Below are 7923 nucleotides of genomic sequence, written 5' to 3' on the forward strand. Positions count from 1 at the left end.
CGGGAGGAAATAAATGATGAGCTGGACAAATATATTTTTACTTGTTCAACTTGTTTTTGGTGTAATTGTCGGATTGTATTTTTGGCATTTACTTCGAAATCAGCGAACACAAAAAGTTTCAATTGATCGAGAATCAAAAAAAGAATTAGAACAGCTTCGTAAAATGCGTGAGATTTCTTTAACAGAGCCGCTTGCGGAAAAGGTGCGTCCTACATCCTTTTTAGATATTGTGGGGCAAGAGGACGGGATTAAGTCGTTAAAAGCGGCTCTTTGTGGTCCAAACCCGCAACATGTGATTATATATGGTCCACCAGGTGTAGGAAAGACAGCGGCAGCACGTCTTGTATTAGAAGAAGCAAAACGAAATCCAAAATCTCCATTTCGCACAAATGCAACTTTTATTGAACTGGATGCGACGACAGCTCGGTTTGATGAACGTGGTATTGCAGACCCTTTAATTGGTTCGGTGCATGATCCAATTTATCAAGGTGCTGGTGCGATGGGGCAAGCAGGTATTCCGCAACCGAAAAAAGGTGCGGTAACAGATGCTCACGGTGGTATTTTGTTTATTGATGAGATAGGTGAACTACATCCGATTCAAATGAACAAAATGTTAAAGGTGCTAGAAGATCGAAAAGTGTTTTTGGAAAGTGCATACTATAGTGAAGAAAATACGATGATTCCAACGTATATACATGATATTTTTCAAAAAGGTTTACCAGCCGATTTTCGCTTAGTTGGGGCGACGACACGTTCGCCAGATGAGATACCTCCTGCTATTCGGTCGCGCTGTTTAGAAGTGTTCTTCCGTGAGTTAGATACAGAAGAAATTCAAAAAGTAGCGAAGAATGCGGCTGACAAAGTGGAAATGCAAATCGGTGAAAATGGTATTGAAATGATTGGGATGTATGCGAGAAATGGACGAGAAGCGATTAATCTTGTACAAATTTCTGCTGGAATGGCAATAAATGAAGAACGTCCTTTCATTAAAGATGAAGATATAGAGTGGGTTGTTCACTCTAGTCAGCTCACACCGAAGTATGAAAAACGCATTTACCCTATTCCGAGAATCGGTCTTGTAAATGGACTTGCTGTATACGGACCCAATACAGGCGCATTATTAGAAATTGAAGTAACAGCAATCAAGGCGAAAGATAAAGGATCGGTAAATGTTACCGGAATTGTTGAAGAGGAAAGTATTGGTAGTCAAACGAAATCCATTCGTCGTAAAAGTATGGCGAAAGGTTCTGTAGATAATGTATTAACAGTACTTCGATCTCTAGATGTGTTGCCAGAAGGATACGATATACATATTAATTTTCCAGGTGGTATCCCGATTGATGGGCCTTCGGCGGGAATTGCTATGGCAACAGGCGTGTATTCAGCAGTGCATCATACGTATGTGAATAATGAAGTAGCGATGACTGGTGAGATAAGTATACACGGGGAAGTGAAACCTATCGGTGGTGTGTACGCAAAAATAAAAGCTGCGAAAAAGGCAGGAGCTAAGAAAGTTATCATTCCTGCTGAAAACATGCAACCATTTTTGTACACAATAAAAGGAATTGAAATTATTCCTGTTCGGAAGTTGAAGGAAGTATTTGAGCTAACGTTTATACAGGAAAATATACATCGAGAGCTTGATGTACATACTACGATAGACGAAACAGATGCACAATCAATGTGAGAATGAACGATAATAGTATTTGCCAGACTTCGTTTAAGTTTGTATGCTTAAGCGGGGTCTTTTTTCTTTTACAAGGGAGAAAAAACGAGGGATTTACAGTTGCGGAGAATCTCTGCAATTGCATCTAGATGTATTGTAATATAAAATAGTTGAACAGGAGTTTAATTTATTATGGAGGTGCTATGTCTAGTATGAATACGAATGAAAGAATCGTGCCCCTCCTACCATTAAGAGGCGTTCTCGTATATCCAACGATGGTTCTGCATCTTGATGTAGGACGTGATAAATCGATACAAGCACTAGAGCAGGCGGCAATGGATGAAAATATCATCTTTTTAGCAATGCAAAAAGAAATGAATATCGATGATCCGAAAGAAGATGACATATATAGTGTAGGTACAGTGGCGAAAGTGAAGCAAATGTTAAAATTGCCGAACGGTACGCTTCGTGTCCTTGTAGAGGGTTTACATAGAGCAGAAGTAGTAGAGTTTATCGAAGAAGAAAATGTAGTGCAAGTTTCTATTAAAACGATAACGGAAGAAGTGGAAGCTGATTTAGAAGAGAAAGCCCTTATGCGTACATTACTGGAGCATTTTGAACAATATATTAAAGTTTCGAAAAAAGTTTCAAATGAAACATTTGCAACGGTAGCTGATGTAGAAGAGCCAGGAAGATTAGCTGATTTAACTGCTTCTCACTTGCCAATTAAAACGAAGCAGAAACAAGAGATTTTAGAGATTATATCTGTGAAAGAACGATTACATACACTTATTTCAATTATTCAAGATGAACAAGAATTACTTAGTTTAGAAAAGAAAATTGGACAAAAAGTGAAACGTTCAATGGAGCGCACGCAAAAAGAATATTTCTTACGTGAGCAAATGAAGGCGATTCAAACTGAACTTGGCGATAAAGAAGGTAAGGGCGGGGAAGTTGAAGAACTTCGTGAGAAAATTGAACAGTCAGGAATGCCTGAAGAAACAATGAAGGCTGCGCTGAAAGAATTAGATCGTTATGAAAAGTTACCAGCAAGTTCTGCGGAGAGCGGTGTAATTCGAAATTATATCGATTGGTTATTAGCGCTTCCGTGGACAGAAGCAACAGAGGATATGATTAATCTTGCTCATTCTGAAGAGATTTTAAACAAAGATCATTACGGTCTTGAGAAAGTGAAAGAGCGCGTACTTGAATATTTAGCGGTACAGAAGTTAACAAATTCATTAAAAGGACCTATCCTTTGTTTAGTAGGACCTCCTGGGGTCGGAAAAACTTCGTTAGCGCGTTCCATTGCAACATCATTAAATCGTAATTTTGTCCGTGTATCCCTTGGTGGTGTACGTGATGAATCTGAAATTCGTGGTCACCGCCGTACGTACGTTGGAGCAATGCCAGGACGCATTATTCAAGGTATGAAAAAGGCGAAATCAGTTAATCCAGTCTTTTTATTAGATGAGATTGATAAAATGTCTAACGATTTCCGTGGAGATCCATCAGCCGCATTACTTGAAGTGTTAGATCCAGAACAAAACCATAACTTCAGTGATCATTACATTGAAGAACCATATGATTTATCCAAGGTTATGTTTGTAGCAACTGCAAATACACTTTCAAGTATTCCAGGTCCATTGCTTGACCGTATGGAAATTATTTCGATTGCTGGTTATACTGAACTTGAAAAAGTACACATTGCCCGTGAACATTTATTGCCGAAACAATTAAAAGAGCATGGCTTACGAAAAGGTAATTTACAAGTACGTGATGAAGCGCTTCTTGAAATGATTCGCTATTATACACGTGAGGCTGGTGTTCGTACACTAGAGCGCCAAATTGCAAAAGTTTGTCGTAAAGCAGCAAAGATTATCGTTACAGCAGAGCGCAAGCGTATTGTAGTAACAGAGAAAAATGTTGTTGATTTACTTGGCAAGCACATATTCCGTTATGGGCAAGCTGAGAAAACAGACCAAGTTGGTATGGCAACAGGGTTAGCGTATACAGCAGCGGGTGGCGATACACTTGCGATTGAAGTGTCTGTAGCGCCAGGTAAAGGGAAATTAATTTTAACAGGGAAACTTGGGGATGTTATGAAAGAATCTGCACAAGCAGCGTTTAGCTATATTCGTTCTCGTGCAGAAGAGCTTCAGATTGATCCTGATTTCCATGAGAAAAATGATATTCATATTCATGTTCCAGAAGGAGCAGTTCCAAAAGATGGACCGTCAGCAGGTATTACGATGGCAACAGCACTTATTTCTGCACTAACAGGTATTCCTGTAAGTAAAGAAGTGGGGATGACAGGTGAAATTACACTTCGTGGTCGTGTATTACCGATTGGTGGTTTAAAAGAAAAAACATTAAGTGCTCACCGCGCAGGTTTAACAAAGATTATTTTACCGGCGGAAAATGAGAAAGATTTAGATGATATTCCAGAGAGCGTAAAAGAAAACCTTACGTTTGTGCTTGCATCTCATTTAGATGAAGTATTGGAGCACGCATTAGTAGGAGTGAAACAATGAAAGTAACAAAAGCAGATATTGTAATTAGTGCTGTTAAACCAGAACAATATCCAGACAGTGATTTACCGGAAATTGCATTAGCAGGTCGTTCAAATGTCGGGAAGTCTTCCTTTATTAATAAAATTTTAAATCGTAAAAAGTTAGTGCGTATTTCTTCTAAACCAGGAAAAACGCAAACGTTGAACTTTTTCTTAATCAATGAAATGATGCATTTTGTTGACGTTCCAGGTTATGGATATGCGAAAGTATCTAAATCAGAACGCGCAGCATGGGGCAAGATGATTGAAACTTACTTTACAACGCGTGAACAATTGGACGCAGCTGTATTAGTAGTTGATTTACGTCACAAACCAACAAGCGATGACGTGATGATGTATGATTTCTTAAAGCATTATGAAATCCCAACAATTATTATTGCGACGAAAGCCGATAAAATTCCGAAAGGGAAATGGCAAAAGCATTTAAAAGTTGTAAAAGAAACGCTTGCTGTTGAAATTGGCGATGAAATTGTTCTATTCTCTTCTGAAACAGGACTTGGAAAAGAAGAAGCATGGAAGGCTATTCATAAAATGACAAAAACAAAAAACGCGTGACGAATGTCGCGCGTTTTTTTTATTTATTAATTTTTTTAGCGTACGTTTAATGTAACCTCAATATTTCCTCGTGTTGCTTTAGAGTAAGGACATACACCGTGAGCGGCTTCTACAAGTTCTTGTGCTTCGCTATGTGAGATGCCGGCAACATGTACATCAAGTACAGCGGATAGGCCGAAACCACCGTCTGTATCTTTTCCGATAGAAACGTGAGCAGTTACTTCTGTACTTTCTACTTTTACACGTTTTGTACGAATGACAAGTTGTAATGCACTATCAAAACAAGCAGCATAACCAGCAGCAAATAGTTGTTCTGGATTTGTTGCCTCTCCGCCTGCACCACCTAGTGCTTTCGGCATTTTTACATCAAGATTTAATATGCCATCATCTGAAACTACTTTTCCGTTTCTTCCACCTGTAGCAGTTACTGAAGCAGTATATAATTTATCCATGTTTATTCCCCTTTTCTATCATTAATTGTTTTCATTGTTTCAATTAGTTTATTTAATTGAATTAATAAAGAACGATATTCTCGTTCTGTAATTCCTAAATTGGTTGCCATCGTTGTCGGCAACGAACAAGCCTTGTCTTGTAAATCTTTACCTTGTTCCGTTAATTCAATACATACTTTTCGTTCATCTTCTTTGGAACGAACGCGTTTTACAAGGTTTAATGATTCCATTCGTTTTAGCATAGGTGTTAACGTACCGGAATCTAAAAATAGACGTTCTCCAATTTCTTTTACTGTTAGTCCATCTTGCTCCCATAGTACGAGCAAAGTAATGTACTGTGGATACGTAATGCCCATTTCTTCTAAATATGGTCGGTAAAAGCGTGTAACCTCTCTAGAACAGGCGTAAATAGAAAAACAAAGTTGGTTATCTAGATGTAAAGAATCCTCTGTCATACATAACTCCTTTCTAATTAAGTTGTGCGCAATTTAATTTTGTAAAACCAATATAACGAAAAAGAAATACAATGTCAAATACATTGTATTGAGAAAGTTTGTGCTACAATTTGGAACAATCATACATATTTTTCTTCATGATGAAAGAAGATAGGAAAGATGATGTTATAATTCATATGGAATAGTTTCCATCACTTGATTATGAGGACTTTTTTTGGTAACGTACAAATAGAGTTATTATTTTATAATCATTATAAAGTAGAAAATTTTTATTTATTTTACAGAATCTCCTTTCTTACATATGGAGAATAAATAAAAAAATAATCGGTTGTTCACACGATTGTCAGATTCATAAGAGGAAAGTTGTATTATGATAGTAGATAAAGTGATAAAACGGGTGAAGGGGGACATGCTGCGTGCATATTCTTGTTGTTAGTGTAAATTATCGAACAGCCCCTGTAGAATTTCGTGAGAAACTCACATTTCAGGCAGCAGAACTAGAGCAAGCAATGACGACATTACAAAAGCAAAAGAGCGTGTTAGAGAATGTCATTGTATCAACTTGTAATCGCACTGAGATTTACGCTGTTGTCGATCAATTACACACGGGACGGTATTATATTAAGAAGTTTTTAGCTGATTGGTTTCAGCTTGAAATAGAAGAAGTCGCACCATATTTAACTATTTTTGAACAAGATGGTGCAATAGATCATTTATTCCGCGTAACGTGCGGTTTAGATTCTATGGTAGTTGGAGAGACGCAAATTTTAGGTCAAATAAAAGATAGCTTTTTAGAAGCGCAGCAAGTAAAAGCAACAGGGACAATTTTTAATGAATTGTTTAAGCAAGTCATTACATTAGCGAAACGTGCTCACTCAGAAACGACAATTGGTGAAAGTGCGATGTCTGTTAGTTATGCTGCTGTTGAGCTAGGGAAAAAAATATTCGGCGAGTTAACAGATTGTCACGTGCTTATTCTCGGTGCTGGTAAAATGGGTGAACTTGCACTGCAAAACTTATATGGAAGTGGTGCTCGTAAAGTAACAGTCATGAATAGAACGCTTTCAAAAGCAGAAATAATGGCTGAGAAATATATGGGACACGCAAAACCTTTAAGTGAATTACAATGTGCATTATTAGAAGCTGATATTTTAATTAGTTCAACTGGTGCATCGGATTATGTCATTACGAAAGAGATGATGACAAAGGTAGAGAAAATGCGCTCTGGTCGGCCATTATTTATGGTTGATATTGCAGTGCCGCGTGATATTGATCCAGCAATTGATGAGCTAGAAGGTTCTTTCTTGTATGACATTGATGATTTGCAAGGAGTAGTAGAAGCAAACCGTGTTGAGCGTTTGAAAGAAGCAGAGAAAATTCAATTTATGATTGAAGAGGAAATTGTTTTATTTAAAACGTGGTTAAGTACACTTGGTGTCGTTCCGTTAATATCAGCTCTTCGTGATAAGGCACTTGCTATCCAAAGTGAAACGATGGAAAGTCTGGAACGAAAAATACCAAATCTTAGTGATCGTGAGAGAAAAGTAATTAGTAAGCATACGAAAAGTATTATTAATCAATTATTAAAAGACCCAATTCTAGTAGCGAAAGAAATAGCTGCTGAAGAGGGAGCAGACGAAAAATTAGCGTTATTTGCAAAGATTTTCGATTTAGAAATGGAAGACGTAGAGAGTCGTGCGGAAGAAGTAGAACATAAAAGAGCGTGGACACCATCCGTTCCATCTTTATAATTTGGAAGGATGATCGGATGAGTTTTTTAAATAACAGTATTATTTATCATATCGCAATTATTTTATATGCTTGTAGCATTAGTTTATATTTTATAGATTATTTCCAAAGTAACCGAAAGGCGAACCGATTTGCTTTTTGGTTACTTTCGATTGTATGGGTTCTGCATTCTATTTTTATGTTGCTTAGAGCTACAGATTCAGAAACGAACCCTCTTTTAACCTTATTATCGGGCATTTATTTTTATGTTTGGCTATTGATTACGATGTCGTTAGTCATTAATCGATTTATGAGAATCGATTTTTTAGTCTTTTTTACAAATGTTGTTGCATTTGGCGTAAGCGCTTTTTCTATTTTTACGCCGCTTGGAAAGATGTCGCCGGTACTTGCAGAGCAATTAGTTTCGGAGCTTGTATACGTACATGTTGGTATGGCTATTATTTCTTATGCAACTTTTACTGTATCGTTCATTTT

General features: G+C 37.4%; 7 protein-coding genes. 5 read left to right on the plus strand and 2 right to left on the minus strand.

All coding sequences use genetic code 11. From position 1 onward, the window contains the following. The first annotated feature begins 16 nt into the window (after positions 1 to 16). From lonB to ysxC, 3 genes are all read left to right on the plus strand, one after another. Entirely contained in the window at positions 17 to 1687 is a 1671-nt protein-coding gene (gene lonB, locus MR079_RS14140; protein ID WP_029141203.1) for an ATP-dependent protease LonB, read from the plus strand. A gap of 182 nt (positions 1688 to 1869) precedes the next feature. Continuing rightward, positions 1870 to 4200: an endopeptidase La gene (lon, locus tag MR079_RS14145; protein ID WP_139866508.1), complete on the plus strand. Its 2331-nt coding sequence runs from the start codon at positions 1870 to 1872 to the stop codon at positions 4198 to 4200. Further along, the gene (gene ysxC, locus MR079_RS14150; protein WP_048531469.1) at positions 4197 to 4793 is read left to right on the plus strand and encodes a ribosome biogenesis GTP-binding protein YsxC; all 597 of its coding nucleotides are present in this window, start codon (positions 4197 to 4199) and stop codon (positions 4791 to 4793) included. The genes lon and ysxC overlap by 4 nt, the downstream gene beginning before the upstream one ends. A gap of 35 nt (positions 4794 to 4828) precedes the next feature. Here ysxC and MR079_RS14155 read toward each other — a convergent pair whose 3' ends face one another. Further along, complete coding sequence (locus MR079_RS14155; RefSeq protein ID WP_139866509.1) at positions 4829 to 5245, minus strand: organic hydroperoxide resistance protein; 417 nt, start codon at positions 5243 to 5245, stop codon at positions 4829 to 4831. Between the two features lie 2 nt (positions 5246 to 5247). Continuing rightward, a complete protein-coding gene (locus MR079_RS14160) occupies positions 5248 to 5700 on the minus strand; it encodes a MarR family winged helix-turn-helix transcriptional regulator (RefSeq protein ID WP_139866510.1) in 453 nt (150 codons plus the stop codon). 416 nt (positions 5701 to 6116) lie between these two features. Between MR079_RS14160 and hemA the strand changes: the two genes are divergently transcribed. Together hemA and MR079_RS14170 are read left to right on the plus strand one after the other, a co-directional pair. Next, complete coding sequence (gene hemA / locus MR079_RS14165; RefSeq protein WP_139866511.1) at positions 6117 to 7451, plus strand: glutamyl-tRNA reductase; 1335 nt, start codon at positions 6117 to 6119, stop codon at positions 7449 to 7451. Between the two features lie 17 nt (positions 7452 to 7468). Next, positions 7469 to 7923 (plus strand): cytochrome c biogenesis protein (locus MR079_RS14170; RefSeq protein WP_242294170.1); only part of this gene is annotated, 455 nt, incomplete at its 3' end.

It is taken from the genome of Bacillus cereus group sp. BfR-BA-01381 (genome assembly GCF_022663555.1).
GTDB classification, from domain to species: Bacteria; Bacillota; Bacilli; order Bacillales; family Bacillaceae_G; genus Bacillus_A; species Bacillus_A pacificus.

Coding starts and splice junctions, on each gene's coding strand:
- lonB (WP_029141203.1), top strand. CDS start 17: ATGAGCTGGACAAATATATTTTTACTTGTTCAACTTGTTTTTGGTGTA.
- lon (WP_139866508.1), top strand. CDS start 1,870: ATGTCTAGTATGAATACGAATGAAAGAATCGTGCCCCTCCTACCATTA.
- ysxC (WP_048531469.1), top strand. CDS start 4,197: ATGAAAGTAACAAAAGCAGATATTGTAATTAGTGCTGTTAAACCAGAA.
- MR079_RS14155 (WP_139866509.1), bottom strand. CDS start 5,245: ATGGATAAATTATATACTGCTTCAGTAACTGCTACAGGTGGAAGAAAC.
- MR079_RS14160 (WP_139866510.1), bottom strand. CDS start 5,700: ATGACAGAGGATTCTTTACATCTAGATAACCAACTTTGTTTTTCTATT.